A 22,010-nucleotide genomic window follows, 5' to 3' on the forward strand; every position below is an offset into this window, starting at 1 on the left:
GTTTATTAACGTCTGACAAGGCTTTATGCGCAAAAAAATACTGATCGGTTTATTTTTCGACAACAAATGTAGAAATTCAGGGATCGCGGCAGCATTTACAACATTTGTCCCGCCATCAAGACGCGCGAAAGTTTACTATGAAGTTAATTAAATCAGTACAGGACAGGCCACGATGCACTTAACAGCGCAACAGCAAGCCGCACAGCGAAACCTCTCCTACCTTCTGGCCGAAAAACTGGGGCAGCGTATTTTGGCCGGTGAGTATGTTGCTGGGGAGATACTGCCCGGAGAAATTGAACTGGGCGATCTTTTTGGCGTCAGCAGGACGGCGGTAAGGGAAGCGGTAAAAATACTGGCCGCGAAAGGGATGCTTTTACCCAGGCCGCGAATCGGTACCCGGGTATTGCCGCGACATCAGTGGAATTATCTCGACCAGGAATTGCTGAGTTGGTGGGTGACCCGGGAAAACTTCGATGATGTCATGGCGCATTTCTTGATTATGCGCACCAGCCTTGAACCGCAGGCCTGCGCACTGGCCGCCATCAACGCGGCGGAAGACGAGAAGTATAAACTGGTGCTGCTAATGGAGGAAATGAGCACGCTGCATAAGTGTTTTGACCGGGAAAGGTGGATAAGCGTAGACGCCGAATTCCACAGACACATTTACGAGATCAGCGGAAACCCGTTTCTTTCCTCGTTTGCCAATCTGTTCAGTTCCATTTATCAGAACTATTTTCGCGCCATCGTCAGCGATGAAGTGGTTAAATTAGGTTCACATCAGGCAATCGTGGACGCCATATTGGCATCCGACTCGCCGGCAGCCTTGGCCGCCTGCCAGCGATTGCTGGCGGAAAATGATTAATTGCTGACAGCGGCGATGGAGAAAAACCTACCCGGTGTGAAAGAACATTCGTCTAGAGCTGCACCGGGCAAGGGCCGTCAGATTTCCACCTGGGTGCCCAGTTCAATCACCCGGTTAGGGGGGATCAGGTATTGATCCGGCGCCCGCAAGGCATTACGGCTCAGCGCTATAAACAGCTTACCCCTTACAAGCAGATACCATGGTCGTTTACCCAGAATCAGCGATTCATGGGACATAAAAAACGATGTCTCCATCATCCGGCAGGATAAGCCTTCCAGACCGCAGCGGTGAAAAATTTCCTCCATGTCAGGGGTTTCCTTAAAGCCATAGTTAGCCACAACCCGCCAAAACGTCGGCGAAAGCTGCTCTATGGTGACGCGGCGGACATTATGTACAAACGGCGCGTCTTCTGTTCTGAGGGTCAACAGCACCACCCTCTCATGCAGGACCTTATTGTGTTTGAGATTATGCAGCAGTGCAAACGGAATGACATTCATGGCACGGGACATAAATACCGCCGTACCGGACACTCTTACCGGCGGAGATTTTTCCAAAGACGCAATCATGGCCTCAAGGGAATTGCCATGTTCATGCAAGCGTCGCAACAATCGAAAACGTTCGCTTTTCCATGTTGTCATAACGATAAACATCAGGAAACCCAGCAACAATGGCAGCCAGCCGCCGGAAAATATCTTGAGGGCATTGGCGGCAAACATCGGGATATCCATTCCCAATAACACCACCAGCAAAATAATCACCAAAAAGCGATTCCAATGCCAGTTTTGCACGGCGACGGTACAGGACAAAATACTGGTAATCACCATGGTACCCGTCACGGCGATGCCGTATGCCGCCGCAAGATTGCTGGAGTGTTCGAAACTCAGGATCACCAGAACTACTGCCGTATAAAGCAGCCAATTTATAAAGGGGACATAGATCTGTCCGGATTCCATCTCGGAAGTATGGACGATACGCATGGGGGGCAAATACCCCAAACGAACCGCCTGGCGCGTTAGAGAAAAAACGCCGGATATCACCGCTTGCGAGGCAATAACCGTGGCGAGCGTCGCCAAAATCAATAAAGGAATTAACGCCCAGTCCGGCGCTAGTAAAAAGAAGGGATTTTTTATCGCAGCGGGATATTTCAACAATAACGCCCCCTGGCCGAAATAATTCAATACCAGAGAAGGTAATACCGCACTGAACCAGGCGAGGCGAATAGGCAGTTTGCCGAAATGCCCCATATCGGCATAAAGCGCTTCCACCCCGGTGATGGCCAGCACCACTGCGCCAAGGGCAAAAAAGGAAACCGCTTTATATTGGACAAAAAAGGTCACAGCCCATTTAGGATTCAATGCATACAGCACTTCGGGATTGATCCAGATTCCCCTGATGCCGAGAACCGCCAAGGTAAAAAACCACACCACCATGACCGGGGCGAATAATTTACCGATCCCGCCGGTCCCTTTTTTCTGTATGGCAAACAATAGGGTCAGGACCAACACCGACAACGGAACGATGTAGGTGTCGAGGGAGGGGGCGGCAATCTGCAGACCTTCAATCGCAGAGAGCACTGAAATAGCCGGGGTTATCACCACCTCGCCATAGAAAAAGCTGCCGCCAATCAATCCCAGGATAACCACAAACCAGGTTAAACGAGCAGAGGTGTTCCTGCCGGCTAACGACATCAACGTCAATATCCCGCCTTCACCGGAGTTATCCGCTTTCATGACGAAGGTCAGATATTTGAACGAAACGATGAGTATAAGCAGCCAAAAAATTAATGAGAGGAAGCCGAATACCGCTCCCCGCTCAACACCAAAGCCATAATGACCGGCCAGGCATTCTCTGAGGGTATATAGAGGACTGGTACCAATATCTCCATAAACCACGCCGATTGCAGCTAAGGTGACCGCCGGCAAGGATTGCTTTGTCTCTCTGCTCATAACCTCTTCGCGCTGTTGTGTATCCGTTAGCGTTTGGTGGGCTTCGTCCTGAGCTCATCAAAAAGCGCACAGTATGCATGAAACTTGAAGAATACCTAATTTAATATCATCTTTATAAGTATTAAAGATGGTTGATGGGTTCGCCCACCGGCCGTTCAGTATACCGTTTCAAGCCTATCATTCTAAAAATGAGAGGTTTATTGTTCTGGAATCATTCCTTTTGGGTTAACGCATTCATTATGGCTCATTCATCCCTTCTGGTTGAGAGAATTTATCGTCTGAGCAATGCTTTGGAAAGCGGACTCTATGAGCGGCAGCATACTATCCGCCTCTGTCTGCTGGCGGCATTGTGTGGTGAAAGCGTTTTTTTACTCGGACCGCCCGGTATTGCGAAAAGCCTGATTGCCCGGCGAATTAAACTGGCGTTCAACCATGCCAGGGCCTTTGATTATCTCATGACCCGCTTCTCCACGCCGGAAGAGGTATTCGGTCCACTGTCTCTTCAGGCATTAAAAGAAGACGGTCGTTATGAACGCCTGACCAAGGGATATTTGCCGGAAGCGGAAATCGTTTTTCTCGATGAGATCTGGAAAGCGGGCCCGGCTATTTTAAATACGTTATTAACCGCCATAAATGAACGTCGATTTCGTAACGGTGATAAAGAGCAATCTCTTCCTATGCGATTACTCATTACCGCCTCCAATGAATTACCGGATGCCGAAAGCGGCCTGGAGGCCCTTTATGACCGCATGTTAATTCGTCTGTGGTTGCATAAGGTAAAGGATAAGTCCAATTTTCACGCCTTGCTGACCCATCCGGCGGAACCTGGCGCGCAGGCCATACCCGAATCAGTGAAAATAAGCGATGAAGAGTATCGTTCTTGGCAGTCGCAAATCGACCAGGTCAGTTTATCTTCGGAATGCTTTGAGTTGATTTATCAATTACGCCAGCGCCTGGATGCACTTCCGGATGCGCCCTATGTTTCCGATCGGCGCTGGAAAAAAGCGTTACGTTTATTGCAAGCCTGCGCATTTTTCAGCGATCGGCAGGCCATAGCACCAGTGGACATCATTTTGCTCACCGAATGTTTGTGGCATGACCCCGACAGCCTAAGCCTCATTGAACAACAAGTGGAAGGGGTAATGCTGGAACACGGTTACCAGCAGCAGGCCATGCTATTGAAAATACAGGACATCGTCCGACAGAAAGTAGAGCATCGTCATCAACATAACACGAGTGAGTCCATCACGGTGGATTCGCGCAAGGGTCTGATAGCCCGTCGGCCCATCTACTCCCTGCCGGAAACGCTGGATGACAAAACGCTGTTGCTGGTATTACAAACTCCCTTGGTTTTACAGGATATTCCGGTCACTCATATCACCGTGGAACGGGATATTTTACAGCAATGGCTGGTAAAGGGCGGGACATTAAAAGCACGACTGAATAATATTGGTTTTGCCCAGCCGCTGGAGGCGAGGATAAATGAACATCAGCAGTTGGAAGTGCTGGATATCAGCCGGCGAGTATCGCTTCTGGCGCGGGAGAGCCGAACCCCCACGGCGGAACTTCCCGCCGAGCTGAATGAAGCGCTTATCGCTGTGGAACGGCAATTTAATCAGCAACGCAGCCGTTTCAGCGAGCATCAATCCTGTCTGTTTATCACCAAAGACTGGGTGGCGAAGATCGAAGCCAGCCTGTTGGAAGTCTCACAACAGCTTCAGCTAGCCAGACAAGGCTAACCTATCATGCTGGCCTTAACCACGCTGGACATGTTTTTGTCGATTAACGACAGCGAGCTGCTGGATAACTTTATCCTGACGCTGCTTGCCAGTCCGCAATTGGCGGTGTTCATGGAGAAATACCCTTCGCTTAAGAAAGCCCTGCTCCATCGTACGCCGCTGATCAAACAGCGATTGGAACAAACGGTAAAAGAGACCCGGGTGCCTCCGGATCTGGCGGCGGAATTCCAAGCGTTCCAAGAGTGCCAGCTCTTGCCGCTAAACGCCTTTAATACGGCATTGCCGCAAATATTGACTCGGCTGGATCAACTGGGTTCGCCTTTTTCATCTCAGGCCCGGACGCTGACCAGAAACGCAACTCTGAACAATACCCGGCCCGAAAACAGCTTCCAGATACTTTTTCTCCAACGCTGGCGGATAAGCCTGACCTTACAGGCCACCACGCTGCATCAACAACTGCTGGATCAAGAGCAAGAGATATTGCTCGATGAGTTGCGACAACATCTGGTGGCTAGCGCTGCGTTGGCGCCTTTATTAGCGGAAAACGATAATTCGGCGGGAAGATTGTGGGATATGACCGCCGGCCAGTGGCAGCAGTTGGATTATCGTCAACTGGTGCATTATGGCGAATTTTTGCAGCAACAACCTGAACTGCGGGCCTTGGCCGATCAATTGGGCCGCAGCCGGCACGCGAAAACCCTGGCGGTGGCGGAAACTACCCAGCAATGGGTACGATTGCGGATCCGCGAACCGGCGGTTCTCCCCGAGGAGGTCAACGGTATTCATCAAAGCGATGACCTGCTGCGATTATTGCCTTCCGAACTGGTCACCCTCGGCATAAGCGATCTGGAGTTTGAGTTTTATCGCCGCCTGCTGGAAAAGCGCCTTCTGACCTATAGACTGCAAGGGGATACCTGGCGAGAACGAATAAGCCAACGGCCGGCACGAAGCGAACGTATGGAATCGCAGCCGCGGGGACCTTTTATTGTGTGTGTGGATACATCCGGTTCCATGGGGGGCATTAACGAGGAGTATGCAAAGGCCTTTTGCCTGGCGTTGATGCGTATTGCCCTGGCGGATGACCGACGTTGTTATATCACCCTTTTTTCAACCGGGATGGTCAGTTATGAACTGACGGCGCCGTCAGGACTGGAACAGGCCATCCGGTTTCTCGGGCAGCGTTTTAGGGGAGGGACCGATCTTGTCGCCTGCCTGAGCACATTGGCGGATAAACTGGATACCCGTCCCTGGCGGGATGCGGACGCGGTGGTGATCTCCGACTTTATAGCCCAACGCCTGCCGGATGAGCTGATTTCCCGCATCAAGCAGCAGCAGCAGTGGCAAGAACAGCGTTATCATGCCGTCGCCCTGTCGGCGATGGGAAAACCGGGTATTCTGAAGATATTTGATCATATCTGGCGGTTCGATACCGGCCTGAGAAGCCGGATGATGCGTTTCTTGCGCCGTAGAAACTAAAAAAATTTAGCCTGATGCGCCGCTATGGCGTGGATTGTCCATCGGCAATACAGAGGGAACCATGTCGGACATATACCAGATAGATGACCTTGACCGCGCTATTTTGAAGGCATTGATGGCTAATGCCCGTACCGCCTATGCCGAGCTGGCCAAGCAGCTGGCGGTGAGTGCGGGAACTATTCATGTGCGGGTGGAAAAAATGAAGCAGGCAGGCATTATCACCGGTGCTCGCGTGGATGTCAGCGCCAAGCATCTGGGTTATGACGTGTGCTGTTTTATCGGCATTATTCTGAAAAGCGCCAAGGACTATCCCTCGGCGCTTAAGAAACTCGAGGATCTTGAGGAAGTGGTGGAAGCGTATTACACCACCGGACATTACAGTATCTTTATCAAAGTCATGTGCCGCTCCATCGATGCCCTGCAACAGGTACTTATCAACAAGATCCAGACGATTGATGAGATCCAGTCCACCGAGACCCTAATCTCCCTGCAGAACCCCATCAGCCGCACCATCGTCCCCTGACGGATATTTGTTATACCCCTATTATCCACAGGTAGATCCCAGGCCGTACACAGCGTACAATATCGGCTCATTTATCAGGCGGGAATACTATGGCCGACGTAACGATCGTCTCCGGCAGTACCTTGGGTAGTGCCGAATACGTAGCCGAGCATATTGCCGGTCTGTTGGAACAACAGGGATTTACCACCGAAGTCTTGCACGGTCCCGAATGGGAAGAGCTGAATCCGCAGGGGTTTTGGCTGATTGTGACCTCTACCCACGGCGCCGGCGATCTGCCCGACAATTTACAGCCTTTATTTGAACAGTTGGCTGCCGTGAGTCCCTCGCTTTCCAAGGTGAAATATGGCGGCATCGGGATCGGCAGCAGTGAATACGATACTTTCTGTGGCGCGATCGAAACGGTGGATCGTCAAATGATCGCATTGGGAGCGGAGCGGATCGGCGAGATATTGAAGATCGACATCACCCAGCATGAAATTCCCGAGGATCCGGCGGAAGAGTGGGCCAAAAAGTGGATCGGTTTAATAAATTTATAAAAAAGATCTTCTTTTTTCTGTGTATAAGTAAGCGTAAAACCGGCCTATAACCGGTAGTTATCCACTGTATAACCTTTGCTCGCTTATTGAGCTGTGTATAAGTAGCGATCTTGATCCCAGCTTATACCGTTCAGGATCACCACTCATTCACAGCAAACGATCGGATCCAATAAGTTGTTTTTCAAGCTGAAAAATGGGTTATCCACAGAAGATCGCGATCCTAGTAGTAGTGATAATAAAGAGATCTTTAAATAAAAAGATCTTTCTTTAATTACCCGGGGATCCCCGGGGCTTGTATCACTTCCAAAGTTGAGTAGAATCCACATTCCCGGAAGCCCCAGACGAACCTTTGCCCCCAAAATGAGGTGTATGCAAGATGTTTTATCCCGATCAGTTTGACGTCATTATCATTGGTGGCGGCCATGCCGGAACTGAAGCGGCCATGGCGTCGGCTCGCATGGGATGTAAAACACTGTTATTGACGCATAATATTGATACCCTTGGGCAAATGTCCTGTAACCCTGCCATCGGCGGCATCGGTAAAGGCCATTTGGTGAAGGAAATCGATGCAATGGGCGGTCTGATGGCAAAAGCCATCGATCGGGCCGGTATCCAGTTTAGGATACTAAACGCCAGCAAAGGCCCGGCGGTTCGCGCCACTCGTGCCCAGGCGGATCGGCTGCTCTATCGTCTGGCGATCCGGACCGCCCTGGAGAACCAGCCCAACCTGATGATCTTCCAGCAGGCTGTGGAGGATCTGATCGTTGAAAACGATCGGGTGGTGGGCGCGGTAACCCAAATGGGGCTTAAATTCCGCGGTCGTTCGGTGGTATTAACGGTCGGAACCTTCCTGGACGGCAAGATCCATATCGGCATGGATCACTTCAGCGGCGGTCGGGCCGGCGATCCCCCGTCCATCGCCTTGTCAAAACGCCTGCGGGAATTGCCTTTCCGGGTGAAACGACTGAAAACCGGCACCCCGCCGCGCATCGACGCGCGCACTATCGATTTCAGCGTCCTGGCCACGCAGCAGGGGGATAACCCGCTGCCGGTCTTTTCGTTTATGGGTTCCGTGAGCGATCACCCCCGCCAGGTGCCTTGTTATATCACCTATACCAATGAACAAACCCATGAGGTTATCCGCCAGAATCTCGATCGTAGCCCGATGTATGCAGGCATCATCGAAGGCGTGGGTCCGCGCTATTGCCCTTCCATCGAAGATAAGGTCATGCGCTTCGCCGATCGCGATTCCCACCAGATTTTTCTTGAACCTGAGGGGCTGACCAGCAATGAGGTCTACCCAAACGGCATATCCACCAGTTTGCCCTTCGATGTACAGATGAAAATCGTGCATTCCATGAAGGGCCTGGAAAACGCCCTGATCGTCCGTCCGGGTTATGCCATCGAATATGACTTCTTCGATCCCCGCGACTTAAAACCGACGCTGGAAAGCAAATACATCGCCGGCCTGTTCTTTGCCGGTCAGATCAACGGCACTACCGGTTATGAAGAAGCCGCTGCCCAGGGCATGTTGGCAGGTATCAACGCAGGGCGCGCATCCAAGGATCTGGAGGGATGGTTCCCGCGGCGGGATCAGGCCTACCTGGGCGTTCTGGTGGACGATTTATGCACCCTGGGGACGAAAGAGCCTTATCGTATGTTCACTTCTCGCGCCGAATACCGCTTGTTGCTGCGTGAAGACAACGCTGATTTACGGCTTACCGAAACCGGCCGGGCCTTAGGGCTGGTGGATGATGAGCGCTGGGCGCGCTTTAGCGAAAAACAAGAAGGCATCGAACGGGAACGCCAGCGCCTACGCGACCTGTGGGTACACCCCCGCACCGATGAAGTGGAAAAGATCAACGCCCTGCTGAAAAGCCCGTTGACCCGTGAGGCCAGCGGAGAAGAGCTGCTGCGCCGTCCTGAAATGACCTATGACATCCTCACTTCTTTACCGATGTTTTCGCCGGCGTTAGCCGATGCGCAGTCGGCGGAACAGGTGGAAATCCAGGTCAAATACCAAGGCTATATTTCACGCCAGCAGGATGAAATCGACAGGCAGCTGCGCCATGAAAATACTCTGCTGCCGGTTGATATGGATTACGTGCACGTGGCGGGCTTATCCAATGAGGTGATTGCCAAGCTCAACGATCACAAACCGGGCTCCATCGGTCAGGCGTCCCGGATTTCTGGGGTGACACCCGCCGCCATCTCTATTTTGCTGGTCTGGCTTAAAAAACAGGGTTTATTGCGCCGCAGCGCCTGAGAGGCTGATAAGTCAGGACATTCGGCACCGTAAAAGGATGTATCTATGTTGAGTAAACTGGACGCCTTACTGGCCCAGGCGGAAATTATCCTGTCCGATGGTCAAAAACAGCAACTGCTGCTTTACATTCGGCTGTTGGACAAATGGAACAAGGCTTATAACCTTACGTCGGTGCGTAACCCTGAGCAAATGTTGATACGCCATATTATGGACAGCATCGTGGTGAATGACCATTTACAGGGGCAGTCCTTTATCGATGTCGGTACCGGCGCCGGCTTGCCGGGCATTCCCTTGGCCATCGTCCGTCCCACCTCCCGCTTTACCTTGTTGGACAGCCTGGGCAAGCGTATCCGGTTTTTACGCCAGGTACGGCATGAGCTGCAGCTGGACAATATTGAAACAGTGCAAAGCCGGGTTGAAGACTATGTTCCGCTTGCGCCCTATGACGGCATTATCAGCCGCGCCTTCGCTTCCGTTAACGATATGCTGTCCTGGTGTGAACATTTGGCCGCGCCAGGCCAGGGGCTGTTTTACGCCCTTAAGGGAACCGTTCCGGAAACCGAGCTGGCGATGCTGCCCGAGGGGTTCGACATTGAATCGGTGATAAGACTCAACGTCCCGACATTGGCTGAAGAGCGACATTTAGTCGTTCTGAGGCGCCGCTAAAATTGTTTTTTATCAATAAAAAGTTGAATAGCGTCTTAGGGAAAATAGAGCAATAAAACGGACATTGAATCCTAACTATTTCAAATATCGTTCACTATTATTTAACAATTAATTATCATCATTACGATCGAATATTTAGTTTAGACCCTAATAATCACTATGGAAAATATATGTGTCTAAAAATGTCAATGATATTCCCTAATATGTTTGGAAAAAAAAGCAAGAGTATTTTCCCTTTGACAGGATTGGAAGCCTATAAGGCTTGTTTTTCAATAAATAATAGATAACTTGCTGATTAAAAATCTGTTTCCGTTAGATTCGCTGCTAAAGACCATAATGTGAATCCAGCTGACAGGGAGAACAACGTCTTTTAAATGTGATCATGCGCACAGTTTGATATGTAATAATTGCTGAAGCAGTATGAAGTTATGCATGGTATGATTCCTGCGCTTTATAGCGAAAAGCGGGCAAATCCACGGGATTTAAATTATTGTTCACCTTTTCGCTACTTATGGATTGAATTCATAGTATCGACCCGTATAATTTGCACGTTTTTAGCTGCTTGACTCATGACGCTAAAGGCAGTTTTATACTCCTTCAGTCTGACCAGAACGGGTGCGGAGAGAAGTTAAGTCATGTCCTTATCCCTCTACAGCGGGAAAGTCGCCGGAAAGTTGTTATTTATCCAGCTAATGACTTTTGTTCTGGTAAGCGCACTGTTTGCGCTGTTCAATTCGCATTGGAGCGCCTCCGCCCTGGGCGGTGGACTGGCGGCTTGGCTGCCGAATTTATTGTTTGTGCTGTTTGCCTGGCGCCATCAGGTAAAAGTTCCCGCCGCGGGACGTGTTGCCTGGTCGTTTGCCATCGGAGAGGCGCTCAAGGTCGTCGTTACGATAGTCTTGCTTATCGTGGCGCTTGGGGTGTTCAGGGCTGCGTTTGTTCCATTGGGCCTGACCTATTTATCGGTGCTGATTGTGCAGATATTGGCACCGGCCGTAATTAACAACAAAGGGTAAGAGGCATCATGTCTGCATCAGGAGAAATCTCTACTCCACAGGAATACATAGGGCATCACCTGAATAACCTTCAGCTGAACCTGCGTACTTTCGAACTGGTTAATCCCCACAACGGCCCGGCAACATTCTGGACGCTGAACATCGACTCCATGTTCTTTTCCTTGCTGCTGGGCGTGATCTTTATCTGGATCTTCGGTCGTGTCGCCAAAAGCGCCACCAGCGGCGTTCCCGGTAAACTGCAAACCGCCGTTGAACTGATTATCGGGTTTGTTGATGGCAGCGTAAGGGATATGTTTCACGGTAAGAGCAAGCTTATCGCTCCGTTGGCCTTAACCATTTTCGTCTGGGTTTTTCTTATGAACCTGATGGATTTGCTGCCAATCGATTTGTTGCCTTATATCGGCGAGCATGTGCTCGGGTTACCGGCGCTACGTGTTGTCCCTTCCGCCGATGTGAATATTACGATATCGATGGCGCTGGGCGTTTTTATCCTCATTCTGTTCTATAGCGTGAAGATGAAAGGCATCGGTGGTTTTATCAAAGAACTCACCATGCAGCCGTTCAACCATTGGGCCTTTATCCCCGTCAACTTTATTCTCGAAGGCGTCAGCCTGCTGTCCAAACCGGTTTCACTGGGCCTTCGGTTGTTTGGCAATATGTACGCGGGTGAGTTGATTTTCATCCTGATTGCCGGTCTGTTACCGTGGTGGTCTCAATGGATCCTCAATGTGCCATGGGCCATTTTCCATATACTGATCATTACGTTACAAGCCTTTATCTTTATGGTGCTGACGATTGTCTATCTTGCGATGGCGTCTGAAGAACACTGATACTTTTTACAATAATGTTGCGTTTAATCTGAAACAAACTGGAGACTGTCATGGAAAACCTGAATCTCGATCTGCTGTACATGGCTGCCGCTGTGATGATGGGTCTGGCGGCAATCGGTGCTGCGATCGGTATCGGCATCCTGGGTGGTAAATTTTTGGAAGGTGCTGCGCGTCAGCCGGATTTGATTCCCCTGCTGCGTACACAGTTCTTTATCGTTATGGGTCTGGTTGACGCCATCCCCATGATCGCTGTAGGTCTGGGACTGTACGTGATGTTTGCTGTAGCGTAGTGTGTATCACTGCGTGATTTTAATACAACATCAATCCGTTAACTTTATAAGAGGCATTGTGCTGTGAATCTTAACGCAACAATCCTCGGCCAGGCCATCGCGTTTGTCCTATTTGTCCTGTTCTGCATGAAATACATATGGCCGCCGCTGATGGCTGCCATCGAGAAGCGTCAAAAAGAAATTGCTGACGGCCTCGCTTCTGCGGATCTTGCCAAAAAAGAGGTGGACATAGCGCAAGCCAATGCGACCGATCAACTGAAGAAAGCGCGAGCCGAAGCCCAGGGAATCATTGAGCAAGCCAATAAACGGAAAGCTCAGATTGTGGACGAAGCGAAAGCGGAAGCAGAAGACGAACGCAATAAAATCGTGGCGCAGGCTCAGGCTGAAATCGAAGCCGAAACCAAACGCGCTCGCGAAGAGTTGCGCAAGCAAGTCGCACTGTTGGCTTTAGCGGGTGCCGAGAAGATTATCGAACGTTCCGTGGATGAAGCTGCCAACAGCGACATCGTAGATAAACTGGTCGCTGAACTTTAGGGAGGGAGGGGCTGATGTCTGAATTAGTAACCGTAGCTCGCCCCTACGCCAAAGCAGCTTTTGACTTTGCCGTCGAGCACCAAAGCGTTGAACATTGGCAAGATATGCTGTCGTTTACCGCTGAGGTAAGCCGCAACGATCAGATGGCAGAACTGTTGTCCGGTGCTGTTGCTCCGGAGACGCTGTCGGAAACGTTTATCGCTGTATGTGGTGACCAACTCGACCCGGCGGGCCAAAACCTGATTAAGGTCATGGCCGAAAATGGGCGCTTGGCAGTTTTGCCTGATGTGCTGGAACAGTTTATTCATCTGCGCGCGGCGCAGGAATCAACTGTGGAAGTGGAGGTCATTTCTTCCAGCGCACTGAAAGATGAGCAACTGGCGAAGATTACTGCCGCGATGGAAAAACGTCTGTCACGCAAAGTTAAGCTGAATTGCAAAATTGATAAGTCTGTCATAGCCGGCGTGATTATTCGCGCGGGCGATATGGTGATAGACGGCAGCGTTCGCGGTCGTCTCGAACGCCTGACAGACGTATTGCAGTCTTAAGGGGACTGGAGCATGCAACTGAATTCCACCGAAATCAGCGAACTGATCAAGCAGCGCATTGCTCAGTTCAATGTGGTGAGCGAAGCTCACAATGAAGGTACTATCGTCTCCGTGAGTGACGGTATTATCCGTATTCATGGTCTGGCTGAAGTGATGCAGGGCGAAATGATAGCGCTGCCCGGCAATCGCTTCGCCATCGCCCTTAACCTGGAACGCGACTCTGTCGGTGCCGTGGTGATGGGGCCTTATGAAGACCTGGCCGAAGGCATGAAGGTTAAATGTACCGGCCGTATTCTGGAAGTGCCGGTGGGTCGCGGCCTGTTGGGTCGTGTGGTAAATACCCTGGGTGCGCCTATTGACGGCAAGGGCCCGGTGGAAAACGACGGTTTCTCCGCTGTCGAGGCGATTGCCCCGGGCGTTATCGAACGTCAATCCGTTGACGAGCCGGTGCAGACCGGTTACAAATCCGTCGACGCCATGATTCCTATCGGTCGCGGACAGCGCGAACTGATTATCGGCGACCGTCAGACCGGTAAATCCGCTCTGGCAATCGATGCGATCATCAACCAGCGCGATTCCGGCATAAAATGCGTTTATGTCGCCATCGGCCAGAAAGCCTCCACCGTCGCTAACGTGGTGCGTAAACTGGAAGAACACGGTGCCTTGGCTAATACCATCGTTGTGGTGGCCACCGCGTCCGAATCCGCAGCCTTGCAATATCTGGCGCCGTATGCCGGCTGTGCCATGGGTGAATATTTCCGCGACCGTGGCGAAGATTCCCTGATCATCTATGATGATTTGTCGAAACAGGCCGTGGCATACCGTCAAATTTCCCTGTTGCTCCGTCGTCCGCCAGGACGTGAAGCCTATCCTGGGGACGTATTTTATCTCCACTCCCGTTTGCTGGAACGGGCATCCCGCGTAAATGCCGAATATGTTGAAGCGTTTACCAAGGGTGAAGTGAAGGGCAAAACCGGTTCCCTGACCGCATTACCGATCATCGAAACCCAGGCGGGCGACGTTTCAGCGTTTGTTCCGACCAACGTGATTTCCATCACCGACGGCCAGATCTTCCTGGAATCCAGCCTGTTCAACGCCGGTATTCGTCCTGCGGTAAACCCCGGTATTTCTGTTTCTCGCGTGGGCGGTGCCGCTCAAACGAAAATCATGAAAAAACTGTCCGGCGGTATCCGTACAGCATTGGCGCAGTACCGTGAATTGGCGGCCTTCTCCCAGTTTGCATCCGACCTGGATGAAGCCACCCGCAAGCAGTTGAATCACGGTCAGAAAGTTACTGAATTGCTTAAGCAGAAACAGTATGCGCCCATGTCGGTGGCTCAGCAGTCACTGGTGCTGTACGCGGCGGAACGCGGTTACTTGGAAGATGTTGAACTGGCGAAAGTCGGTGACTTCGAAGCCGCACTTATAGCTTATGTTGATCGCGAACAGGGCGATTTGATGCAACAAATCAACCAGACCGGCGCTTATAACGACGATATCGAAGGCAAGCTGAAAGGTATCCTCGATAACTTCAAGGCAACCCAGTCCTGGTAATGCAACGTGGCCTGCTTGAGTGGGCCGCTAAGCTATGAGGAGGAGCAGAGATGGCCAACGCAAAAGAAATACGTACCAAGATCGCCAGCGTGCAGAACACGCAGAAGATCACCAAAGCGATGGAGATGGTTTCCGCTTCTAAAATGCGTAAATCTCAAGATCGCATGGCGGCCAGCCGTCCTTATGCAGAAACGATGCGTAATGTGATTGGTCACCTTGCTTTGGGGAATCTGGAATATAAACACCCCTACCTGGAAGAGCGCAAAGTTAAGCGTGTCGGGTATCTGGTGGTATCCACCGACCGTGGTCTGGCCGGCGGTCTGAACATTAACCTGTTCAAAAAAGTGCTGACTGATATGAAGGGTTGGAGCGAGAAAGGCGTTGAATCCGAACTGGCTGTTATCGGGTCCAAGGGCGTCTCTTTCTTTAACGCCATCGGCAGTAAAGTTGTTGCCCAGGTCACCGGTATGGGGGATAACCCCACCTTGTCGGAACTGATCGGTCCGGTAAAAGTCATGCTGCAGGCCTATGACGAAGGCCGTCTTGATAAGCTCTATATTGTCAGCAATAAATTCATTAATACCATGTCCCAGGTTCCGCAGCTTTTGCAGGTTTTACCCCTGCCGCCCGCGGAAGACGATGAAAATCTGAAGAAAAAAACCTGGGATTATCTGTATGAGCCTGATCCTAAGTCGCTACTGGATACGTTGCTGCGTCGTTATGTGGAATCACAGGTTTATCAGGGCGTCGTTGAAAATCTGGCCAGTGAACAGGCCGCGCGCATGGTGGCGATGAAAGCTGCAACGGACAACGGCAGCAGCCTCATTAAAGAGCTGCAACTGGTTTACAATAAGGCTCGTCAATTCAGCATCACTCAGGAAATCACCGAGATCGTTTCGGGAGCCGCCGCAGTTTAGGTTAGGGTTACGAATTACGTAGAGGATTCAAGATGGCTACTGGAAATGTTATCCAGGTTATCGGCGCCGTGGTTGACGTCGAGTTCCCGCAAGATGCCGTACCTAAGGTGTACAATGCGCTTGAAGTGGAAAACGGTGCCACCAAATTGGTGCTGGAAGTTGAACAGCAATTAGGCGGCGGCGTCGTACGTTGCATCGCCATGGGCACATCCGACGGTTTGCGCCGGGGCCTTAAAGTGACCAACCTGGAACGTTCGATTGAAGTCCCAGTGGGTAAAGCCACATTGGGACGTATCATGAATGTGCTGGGTCAGCCTGTTGATATGAAAGGCGATATCGGTGAGGAAGAACGTTGGTCAATCCATCGTCCGGCGCCGAGCTATGAAGATTTGTCGAGTTCCCAGGAACTGCTGGAAACCGGCATCAAGGTAATCGACCTGATGTGCCCGTTTGCGAAGGGCGGTAAAGTGGGTCTGTTTGGCGGCGCCGGTGTCGGTAAAACCGTTAACATGATGGAACTTATCCGTAATATCGCCATTGAGCACTCAGGTTATTCGGTATTTGCCGGCGTGGGCGAACGTACCCGTGAAGGGAACGACTTCTATCATGAAATGACCGAATCCAACGTAATCGACAAAGTATCGTTGGTTTACGGCCAGATGAACGAGCCGCCGGGAAACCGTCTGCGCGTGGCGTTGACCGGGCTGACCATGGCGGAAAAATTCCGTGATGAAGGCCGCGACGTCCTGCTGTTTATCGATAATATCTATCGTTATACCCTGGCCGGGACGGAAGTGTCCGCGCTGCTTGGCCGTATGCCGTCGGCGGTAGGTTATCAGCCGACACTGGCGGAAGAAATGGGCGTGCTGCAAGAACGCATCACCTCCACCAAAACCGGTTCAATCACCTCCGTACAGGCCGTATACGTCCCTGCGGATGACTTGACCGACCCGTCTCCGGCAACGACCTTTGCCCACCTTGACGCCACCGTGGTATTGAGCCGTCAAATCGCTTCCCTGGGTATCTACCCGGCGGTTGACCCCCTCGACTCCACCAGCCGTCAGTTGGACCCGCTGGTTGTCGGACAGGAACATTACGATGTGGCCCGCGGTGTGCAGTCCATTCTTCAGCGTTATCAAGAGCTGAAAGATATTATTGCCATCCTGGGTATGGACGAGTTATCGGAAGGCGACAAGCTGGTGGTATCCCGTGCTCGTAAGATCCAGCGCTTCCTGTCTCAACCGTTCTTCGTTGCTGAAGTATTTACCGGTTCGCCGGGTAAGTATGTTTCCCTGAAAGACACGATTCGTGGCTTTAAAGGCATCATGGACGGCGAATATGATCACCTGCCTGAGCAGGCGTTCTATATGGTGGGTTCCATTGATGAAGCAGTGGAAAAAGGCAAGAAACTGTAACGCTGTGAAAGGAGGGTGATATGGCTGCAAATACTTACCATCTGGATGTCGTCAGCGCGGAACAGAAAATGTTCTCCGGGCTGGTGGAAAAAATCCAGGTGACGGGGAGCGAAGGCGAGCTGGGTATCTATCCCGGTCACGCCCCGCTGCTCACTGCCATTAAGCCCGGTATGGTGCGTATCGTTAAAGAGCATAACGAAGAAGAGTACATTTACCTGTCCGGTGGTGTGCTTGAGGTGCAACCCAGCATCGTTACCGTGCTTGCCGATACCGCTATTCGAGGCAAAGATCTGGATGAAGCGAGAGCGATGGAATCCAAGCGCATGGCGGAAGAGCATATTAATAATTCCCACGGCGACGTGGATTATGCTCAAGCCTCGGCTGAGTTGTCCCGGGCTATCGCCAAATTGCGGGTTATTGAATTAACCAAACGTTCCATGTAATCAAGCAATCATTCGTAAAAGGCCGGTTCATATTGACCGGCTTTTTTTATAAAAAAAATTCTCTATTTTAAAAATCCTCTATTTCAATAAATTATCCAATCTATTAAAAATAATTCAATAACTCATCAAAACGCTGTTATACCACTGAAAGTGGTTCAGCATTAAATTGGCGTTGACACGTTTCATCACGAGTGATAATCATAATCCTGAGGTGATTTGATAAAAACGCTTAAGTTTAACGTTAATTGATTTCTATAAATTATAATCAATGAAGGTATAAAAAATAATATATTAATCTCATTGATGATAAAGCTAATGAGATAACTAGTGCACCAAATGGATTTCAAATAATTAAACCAGGGAAGATAACACTATGAATTATGGCTTCAACAAAAATCCGTCTTATTTCAAACACAGCTATTGGAACAACAATATTGGAGCAAGTGGCTCACAATTTAATTTTTCTTCCCCCTATCAAGTAGGGAACATCCCACACCATTTTAATGCGCCTCCGGTAGTGCGGTTTTCCTCGCAGGGTCCACAGGTTGGTAGAATGGTGTGGGGTTGGCAAGTCAATGCTAAACCCTGCTCGACTCCACCGAGAAAAAATAATGGCATTGAGGTTATTACACTATGTGGGGGACTGCAACCTCAGCTCAAATACGAATTTGTTCCCTATAAAGACGGGCCTTCAATAAGCACTATCCGCAACGATATCAGCGCTCGCTTATTGAAAGCAGGGCAAGCGCCTGATATCGGTCATCATGTCCTTGCCGACCATGAGCGTCCTGATTTTATGCGGGTGATAAGACAGCCAACGCGAGAATTTCATTTAGCGCATCCCGCAACGGCAGATGCGCAAGAATGTATAAATGCCGGCCATAAGGAGCAAGAACACTACTTTAACTCGCCGATGCCGTTTACGCTCCCTGAAGCGGAGCAAGCCTTGGCGTGGAGAAACCAGGAATTAGATAACCTCATAAAAGCCAGAAATGAGGTAGAAGCGAAAATCAAAGAAAATCATGAGTGGATTTCCGGGATCCAAAGGGGCACGCGTGGTCCTCGAAGTAAGAAATTCTTAGCCCAATTACGCGGTCAAAATCATAAATTATGGCAAACCAGTCAAGCCCTTGAATGGCGTTGTCAAAACGCCACCACGCGCAGAGATGAAACCGCCGAAAACCTGCAAAAAATCAAGCAAGCCCTCGAGCATAATAAAGAAGCTTATCGAGATAGCATAAAGTCTGTCGAGAGGCAGCGGTTTCCAAAAGATCATGTCATTTTTAATGATGAAAGGGCGCGGACTGATGCAACCAGGCAAGAGGAGACGAGATTAGCCGCTTTAGTCAGGCAAGAATTGGAGAATTACTCTAACGCCTCAATGCCCGCAACGTTGGATGAAGCCCGTGCCACCGCCGAGTCAGGGAAAAAGCATTTAGAGAACTGCGTCAGGGATAAAAACGCCAGTGAGGCCCTGTATAATGAAAAGCAATCGCGCCTTGAAGCCACCAGAGCTTTGTTAGCGGAAGAGTGGAACGTTATCGCGGAGCATGAGGTGGCGTTTCTGGAGGAAGAAGTCGCGGCACTCAAGCGCAGCGTTGAAATCCAGGATCAGCGGATTGCCAATGCCCTCACCCGTGCAACAGAATCTTACCGACAAAAAATACTGGGCTTACACTCAAAAGCTGATTTCGATACGTCTCATGCACTGGCTGAGGAAGCGCAGGCGCAATTCTTTCAACGCCTGGCGAATCAGCCTGATGACGCTTTAGCGCCGGCGGAGGCCGACGAAGGACAATCGCCAGCGGCGCATATCTCCCCTACACCGCCTGTAAATCAGGAAAACAGGCCAGAAAGCGCAACGACATCCTTAGGCAAACAGCGTATTCCCGCATTGGTCAGCCTGGCCGCCCTCTCTTCTGAGATTGTCGACAGAGCCGCCCGGCGTGCTGAGCGGCAAGCCAATCAGCACGCTGTTTTAGCGAGCCCTGGAGGGGCGGTATCGGCTGTGGCTGAACATGAATCCAGCGCACACCCGAGCAGCACAAACCCGCCGCCGGCAAATCACGCGGTCGTAAGCACCGCCCTTGGCGCTTCAGCTCTAGCTTTAGCGTCTACCAACACCTTAGCCGCCTCAGGCGCAATCACCGGTGCATCAGTGGATCTCGGCGGGCTTGCGGCAACAGCGGCACGAACACTAGGCGCAGAGTTTGCCGGGGCAGCGGGCCAAATGCTATCAGCTCCAGCCATCGCGATAGGGGCGATGCTCTACTCGCCAAAAGTCGGGGTAGGCAGCGATATTGTGCCGGGCCGTAGTCAAAAGCCGATTATCAAACCCAAGCCCCAATTTGGCGCCAAAACACCGGCACAATCAATCAATAGACCTGTTACTTCAAGGGTCCCGGCCGGAAACGGCATAAAACCGCCGCTGGCGACCAAGCCCGCGTTTGACCGTGCCAGTCTTGATGCACAACGGCTTCAAGCATTGAAACAGGCAACCGCTCAAACTGGTATAACTCCCTTGTCGAGCCCCGTCGCCGCAGAACCATTCAAACAAGCTGCTGCGGCGCTTGATAAAGCTGCCGCCGCGCTGCAAGACGCCGCTTGTCTCGACAATCCGCTGTGCGTGGGGAAACTGATTCTGGGAGGAGATGGCCGTAATACCACGGAAACCGTGCCTGTCGCGGATAACCTGACAGGCGGTAAACTTGAAAACCCGCTACCGATCCATGATAATAAAACCGTACTGATTTCACCGGATCAGCGGGGGGAGCAGGGAGCCCATCATACCGGGAACGCGGATAGCATGGAGAGCCGCGACGAAGAGAACGGTAGGTCTAAGCCAAATTTGGGCAAGGACATAGCGAATGCCACCGTTGCTGATAAAGCCGAACTTGGCGGAGTAAGCTCGGGAACGCCAGGGAGTTGGGAACCTGGGGATGAGCAAAAAGCCCGCAATGAAGAATCTCAAAAGACAAATGAGATTCAGAGTCAGGATAAAACTTCGCCTGAAGGTGCTGAAAAATTAGTTTGGGATTCTTGGCAAAATCAGCCTAAGGCAACTATCAATGGCCGTCAATATGCCCAAATTGGTGATCGATATTACGCGCAACATGCGGTAGACAGGATGCAGCCATCAAGCCTTGGCTCACCCGCAGGTACAGTCGGACCTGGCAGGAACGTCACTCCTAACATGGTAGAACACGTTATCAAGACAGGTTCGCCTCAAAACAATATTGTTGATGGAGTAGCTCGTACTACTTTTTGGAGCGGTGACGTAGGAGTTGTAACTGAAAACAATGGCAATGTAGTTGTTACTATTTTGCGTAGGAGTGGCATATGAGTGATTGGATCTATCCTGAGGTAATTAATCATCTCAAGAAATCATGTAATGATTTTCTCGATGAAAAAATAACGATTCAAAATATTCAAGAAGAGATTCTTAGTGCCGAAAATCAGGTGGTTGCGCTTGAAGAAAAATGGCTTCGTACTATCTTGTTTGACGCAGAAAACAAGATTGAACTTTTAAATTATACCATCAATGAAAATGAATTGGTAAGTTCAATAAAACCTATAGTCCAGCATGTCTTGAATAAAATACAATAACACCCCGACGGCCTCATGGTGTGAGGATGGGGCCTAATAGTCATAATACCGCGCCAGCCGCTCAACAGTTGTAACGACAAAACTATTGCTAAGCAAAAAAGTCGGATGTGGCCGGAAACGGCATAAAACCGCCGCTGGCGGCCAAGCCCGCGTTTGACCGTGCCAGTCTTGATGCACAACGGCTTCAAGCATTGAAACAGGCAACCGCTCAAACTGGTATAACTCCCTTGTCGAGCCCCGTCGCCGCAGAACCATTCAAACAAGCTGCTGCGGCGCTTGATAAAGCTGCCGCCGCGCTGCAAGACGCCGCTTGTCTCGACAATCCGCTGTGCGTGGGGAAACTGATTCTGGGAGGAGATGGCCGTAATACCACGGAAACCGTGCCTGTCGCGGATAACCTGACAGGCGGTAAACTTGAAAACCCGCTGCCGATCCAGGATAATAAAACCGTACTGATTTCACCGGATCAGCGGGGGGAGCACGGAGCCCATCATACCGGGAACGTGGATGGTAAGCCGGATACGGACGGAAATACGACGGTAGGTCCGATATATGATACAGTAAATAAAGTTGTTCCGAATTATGTTTCTGAAAATCAGGAAGACCGCGATAATTTAGGTGATTTTACAGGGAAAAGTGGTGCGCCAATTAATGTATTACCGGGTTCGAACGCTCCTACGACTATCAATGGTAGAGAATTCTCAGCTCATGCACTAGATAGAATGCAGGAAGAGGTATACCACCGTCAGCTATTGATAGTGCCATAAAAAATGGTAGTATTTATCCAACCAAACCAGGAACTACCGGATATTTTGATCCGATTAATAAAATACGAGTTATAAT

Annotated in this window: 20 protein-coding genes; 19 read left to right on the forward strand and 1 reads right to left on the reverse strand. The window is 50.7% G+C overall.

Going from position 1 to position 22,010, the window contains the following annotated elements; genetic code table 11:
* Positions 1-172: 172 nt before the first annotated feature.
* Positions 173-862: a FadR/GntR family transcriptional regulator gene (locus HB631_RS23130; protein WP_213993536.1), complete on the forward strand. Its 690-nt coding sequence runs from the start codon at positions 173-175 to the stop codon at positions 860-862.
* Between the two features lie 77 nt (positions 863-939).
* Here HB631_RS23130 and kup read toward each other — a convergent pair whose 3' ends face one another.
* Positions 940-2,808, reverse strand: a complete 1,869-nt coding sequence (gene kup, locus HB631_RS23135) for a low affinity potassium transporter Kup (RefSeq protein WP_213993537.1) — start codon at positions 2,806-2,808, stop codon at positions 940-942.
* A 239-nt stretch (positions 2,809-3,047) separates the two neighbouring features.
* Between kup and ravA the strand changes: the two genes are divergently transcribed.
* From ravA to HB631_RS23225, 18 genes are all read left to right on the forward strand, one after another.
* The gene (gene ravA / locus HB631_RS23140; protein ID WP_213993538.1) at positions 3,048-4,547 is read left to right on the forward strand and encodes an ATPase RavA; all 1,500 of its coding nucleotides are present in this window, start codon (positions 3,048-3,050) and stop codon (positions 4,545-4,547) included.
* A 6-nt stretch (positions 4,548-4,553) separates the two neighbouring features.
* Positions 4,554-6,023: an ATPase RavA stimulator ViaA gene (viaA, locus tag HB631_RS23145; RefSeq protein WP_213993539.1), complete on the forward strand. Its 1,470-nt coding sequence runs from the start codon at positions 4,554-4,556 to the stop codon at positions 6,021-6,023.
* Between the two features lie 61 nt (positions 6,024-6,084).
* Positions 6,085-6,546 (forward strand): transcriptional regulator AsnC, encoded by a 462-nt coding sequence (gene asnC / locus HB631_RS23150; RefSeq protein ID WP_213993540.1) that lies wholly within the window; start codon positions 6,085-6,087, stop codon positions 6,544-6,546.
* A gap of 89 nt (positions 6,547-6,635) precedes the next feature.
* Positions 6,636-7,082, forward strand: a complete 447-nt coding sequence (mioC, locus tag HB631_RS23155) for an FMN-binding protein MioC (RefSeq protein ID WP_213993541.1) — start codon at positions 6,636-6,638, stop codon at positions 7,080-7,082.
* A gap of 376 nt (positions 7,083-7,458) precedes the next feature.
* The gene (gene mnmG / locus HB631_RS23160) at positions 7,459-9,348 is read left to right on the forward strand and encodes a tRNA uridine-5-carboxymethylaminomethyl(34) synthesis enzyme MnmG (RefSeq protein WP_213993542.1); all 1,890 of its coding nucleotides are present in this window, start codon (positions 7,459-7,461) and stop codon (positions 9,346-9,348) included.
* Positions 9,349-9,393: 45 nt separating this feature from the next.
* Entirely contained in the window at positions 9,394-10,014 is a 621-nt protein-coding gene (gene rsmG / locus HB631_RS23165) for a 16S rRNA (guanine(527)-N(7))-methyltransferase RsmG (RefSeq protein ID WP_213993543.1), read from the forward strand.
* Positions 10,015-10,649: 635 nt separating this feature from the next.
* Entirely contained in the window at positions 10,650-11,030 is a 381-nt protein-coding gene (gene atpI / locus HB631_RS23170) for a F0F1 ATP synthase subunit I (protein WP_213993544.1), read from the forward strand.
* An 8-nt stretch (positions 11,031-11,038) separates the two neighbouring features.
* Complete coding sequence (gene atpB, locus HB631_RS23175) at positions 11,039-11,860, forward strand: F0F1 ATP synthase subunit A (RefSeq protein ID WP_213993545.1); 822 nt, start codon at positions 11,039-11,041, stop codon at positions 11,858-11,860.
* 50 nt (positions 11,861-11,910) lie between these two features.
* Positions 11,911-12,150 carry a F0F1 ATP synthase subunit C gene (gene atpE, locus HB631_RS23180; RefSeq protein ID WP_132924133.1) on the forward strand — a complete coding sequence of 80 codons (240 nt, stop codon included), beginning with the start codon at positions 11,911-11,913 and terminating at the stop codon, positions 12,148-12,150.
* 63 nt (positions 12,151-12,213) lie between these two features.
* Positions 12,214-12,684: a F0F1 ATP synthase subunit B gene (gene atpF / locus HB631_RS23185; protein ID WP_213993546.1), complete on the forward strand. Its 471-nt coding sequence runs from the start codon at positions 12,214-12,216 to the stop codon at positions 12,682-12,684.
* Between the two features lie 14 nt (positions 12,685-12,698).
* Positions 12,699-13,232, forward strand: a complete 534-nt coding sequence (gene atpH, locus HB631_RS23190; RefSeq protein ID WP_213993547.1) for a F0F1 ATP synthase subunit delta — start codon at positions 12,699-12,701, stop codon at positions 13,230-13,232.
* Positions 13,233-13,244: 12 nt separating this feature from the next.
* Positions 13,245-14,786: a F0F1 ATP synthase subunit alpha gene (atpA, locus tag HB631_RS23195; RefSeq protein ID WP_213993548.1), complete on the forward strand. Its 1,542-nt coding sequence runs from the start codon at positions 13,245-13,247 to the stop codon at positions 14,784-14,786.
* Between the two features lie 50 nt (positions 14,787-14,836).
* A complete protein-coding gene (atpG, locus tag HB631_RS23200) occupies positions 14,837-15,703 on the forward strand; it encodes a F0F1 ATP synthase subunit gamma (protein WP_132924129.1) in 867 nt (288 codons plus the stop codon).
* 32 nt (positions 15,704-15,735) lie between these two features.
* Complete coding sequence (atpD, locus tag HB631_RS23205) at positions 15,736-17,118, forward strand: F0F1 ATP synthase subunit beta (protein ID WP_213993549.1); 1,383 nt, start codon at positions 15,736-15,738, stop codon at positions 17,116-17,118.
* A 20-nt stretch (positions 17,119-17,138) separates the two neighbouring features.
* Complete coding sequence (locus tag HB631_RS23210) at positions 17,139-17,561, forward strand: F0F1 ATP synthase subunit epsilon (protein WP_213993550.1); 423 nt, start codon at positions 17,139-17,141, stop codon at positions 17,559-17,561.
* A 373-nt stretch (positions 17,562-17,934) separates the two neighbouring features.
* Positions 17,935-20,904: a hypothetical protein gene (locus HB631_RS23215; protein WP_213993551.1), complete on the forward strand. Its 2,970-nt coding sequence runs from the start codon at positions 17,935-17,937 to the stop codon at positions 20,902-20,904.
* Entirely contained in the window at positions 20,901-21,167 is a 267-nt protein-coding gene (locus HB631_RS23220; protein WP_213993552.1) for a hypothetical protein, read from the forward strand. The genes HB631_RS23215 and HB631_RS23220 overlap by 4 nt, the downstream gene beginning before the upstream one ends.
* Positions 21,168-21,274: 107 nt before the next feature.
* Positions 21,275-21,934 (forward strand): hypothetical protein, encoded by a 660-nt coding sequence (locus HB631_RS23225; protein WP_213993553.1) that lies wholly within the window; start codon positions 21,275-21,277, stop codon positions 21,932-21,934.
* The last annotated feature ends 76 nt before the right edge of the window (positions 21,935-22,010 follow it).

Source organism: Sodalis sp. dw_96 (genome assembly GCF_018449575.1).
Classification (GTDB): Bacteria; Pseudomonadota; Gammaproteobacteria; order Enterobacterales; family Enterobacteriaceae; genus Acerihabitans.

Excerpts from the sequence above, each read along its gene's own strand:
- HB631_RS23130 (WP_213993536.1), top strand. The coding sequence starts at position 173 with ATGCACTTAACAGCGCAACAGCAAGCCGCACAGCGAAACCTCTCCTAC.
- kup (WP_213993537.1), bottom strand. The coding sequence starts at position 2,808 with ATGAGCAGAGAGACAAAGCAATCCTTGCCGGCGGTCACCTTAGCTGCA.
- ravA (WP_213993538.1), top strand. The coding sequence starts at position 3,048 with ATGGCTCATTCATCCCTTCTGGTTGAGAGAATTTATCGTCTGAGCAAT.
- viaA (WP_213993539.1), top strand. The coding sequence starts at position 4,554 with ATGCTGGCCTTAACCACGCTGGACATGTTTTTGTCGATTAACGACAGC.
- asnC (WP_213993540.1), top strand. The coding sequence starts at position 6,085 with ATGTCGGACATATACCAGATAGATGACCTTGACCGCGCTATTTTGAAG.
- mioC (WP_213993541.1), top strand. The coding sequence starts at position 6,636 with ATGGCCGACGTAACGATCGTCTCCGGCAGTACCTTGGGTAGTGCCGAA.
- mnmG (WP_213993542.1), top strand. The coding sequence starts at position 7,459 with ATGTTTTATCCCGATCAGTTTGACGTCATTATCATTGGTGGCGGCCAT.
- rsmG (WP_213993543.1), top strand. The coding sequence starts at position 9,394 with ATGTTGAGTAAACTGGACGCCTTACTGGCCCAGGCGGAAATTATCCTG.
- atpI (WP_213993544.1), top strand. The coding sequence starts at position 10,650 with ATGTCCTTATCCCTCTACAGCGGGAAAGTCGCCGGAAAGTTGTTATTT.
- atpB (WP_213993545.1), top strand. The coding sequence starts at position 11,039 with ATGTCTGCATCAGGAGAAATCTCTACTCCACAGGAATACATAGGGCAT.
- atpE (WP_132924133.1), top strand. The coding sequence starts at position 11,911 with ATGGAAAACCTGAATCTCGATCTGCTGTACATGGCTGCCGCTGTGATG.
- atpH (WP_213993547.1), top strand. The coding sequence starts at position 12,699 with ATGTCTGAATTAGTAACCGTAGCTCGCCCCTACGCCAAAGCAGCTTTT.
- atpA (WP_213993548.1), top strand. The coding sequence starts at position 13,245 with ATGCAACTGAATTCCACCGAAATCAGCGAACTGATCAAGCAGCGCATT.
- atpG (WP_132924129.1), top strand. The coding sequence starts at position 14,837 with ATGGCCAACGCAAAAGAAATACGTACCAAGATCGCCAGCGTGCAGAAC.
- atpD (WP_213993549.1), top strand. The coding sequence starts at position 15,736 with ATGGCTACTGGAAATGTTATCCAGGTTATCGGCGCCGTGGTTGACGTC.
- HB631_RS23210 (WP_213993550.1), top strand. The coding sequence starts at position 17,139 with ATGGCTGCAAATACTTACCATCTGGATGTCGTCAGCGCGGAACAGAAA.
- HB631_RS23215 (WP_213993551.1), top strand. The coding sequence starts at position 17,935 with ATGAATTATGGCTTCAACAAAAATCCGTCTTATTTCAAACACAGCTAT.
- HB631_RS23220 (WP_213993552.1), top strand. The coding sequence starts at position 20,901 with ATGAGTGATTGGATCTATCCTGAGGTAATTAATCATCTCAAGAAATCA.